Raw genomic sequence first — 1305 nt, 5'->3', positions numbered from 1 at the left:
ATTCACTCATAAAACGCCGAAACAATCCCTATATACCTGCTCTGCTTCATTTCACTAATACCGAACGAAAGTCTCAATTAAGAACCTTCATGTCAGCAACAAAAGCCACTATTTCACATGATGAGCCTGTCAAATCAGCCAGTTTCAGCGCTGATGCCAGCCATATGCTGACTGCCGGTCAAGACGGCGCGGCGAGAATCTTTGGCCTGGAGGCTGATGGATCGTGGATACCAAAGGTCCTCACTCTTCAGCGCCATTCAGTGCTTTCAGCGAGTTTCAGCACCAATGGCCGCCATGTGGTAATCCTCACTGGCAACAGCGCAGTGCGTATATACGGACAAGAGGCCGATGGTTCATGGGAACGAAAAGCCGTTATTGTTCATGAGGACGATGTCTATTCAGCCACCTTCAGTCCCGATAGTTGTTATTTGCTAACCAGTTCTTGGGGCGGGGCGAGAATCTATGGTCTGGAGGCTGATGGTACATGGAAAATAAAAGCCAGTATTTCCGGTCATGAAGGCTTCTGTTCACCGACCTTTAGCTACGACGGCCGCTATCTGCTGATCAAGGGTGACAATCAGATAGCGCGAATCTTCGGCCTGGAAGACGATGGATCATGGCAACCAAAAGCCATCATTCGGCACAATAGTTCAAGGTTGGCTCGCTTCAGCCCCGATGGCCGCCTTGTGGCGACTGTCAGTGGCGATCGCAATGTCAAAGTCTATGGCCAGGAGATAGAAGGATTTTGGCAAGAACAAGCCACCCTACACCATATTTTCTCGGTTGAATCAGCCCTCTTCAGCCCCGATAGTCGCCACGTGGTGACTGTTGGTGTTAATAATATGATTAACAGGTTTGTGAAAATCTATTGTCAGAAGGACGATGGATTATGGGAAGAAAAAGGCATCATTCACCATAATGGTTCGATATCAATTGCCTTCAGTGCTGATAGCCGCCATATGGTGACCGTCTGTAATGATAAAACGGCGAAAATCTATGGCCTGAAGGACGATGGATCATGGGAAAAAAAAGAGACCGTTTTTCATGGTAATTGGGTTATATCGGCGACCTTTAGCCCAGATAGCTACCATGTGGTGACTGCCAGTGCTGATGGAACGGCGAAAATATACGGCCTGAAGGACGATGGGTCATGGGAGGAGAAAGCGACCATTTCTCATAAAAAGTGGGTCAAATCAGCGACCTTCAGCACTGATGGCCGACATATAGTGACTGCCAGTGATGACGGCACGGCGAAAATCTGTGGTCAGATGCTCGATGGAACCTGGTTAGTAAAAGCGACCATTT

Annotated in this window: 1 protein-coding gene; it reads left to right on the top strand. The window is 48.3% G+C overall.

Translation table 11 applies throughout. The features are described 5' to 3' along the window. Positions 1-89: 89 nt before the first annotated feature. The coding region (locus tag KDK17_RS03625) for a WD40 repeat domain-containing protein (protein ID WP_257287365.1) at positions 90-1305 on the top strand (1216 nt) is incomplete at its 3' end.

The sequence above is a fragment of the Endozoicomonas sp. SESOKO2 genome (genome assembly GCF_024606245.1).
GTDB lineage: Bacteria > Pseudomonadota > Gammaproteobacteria > Pseudomonadales > Endozoicomonadaceae > Endozoicomonas_A.
The sequence above is the reverse complement of the archived record's forward strand: the minus strand, read 5'-3'. Positions and strand labels throughout refer to the sequence as shown.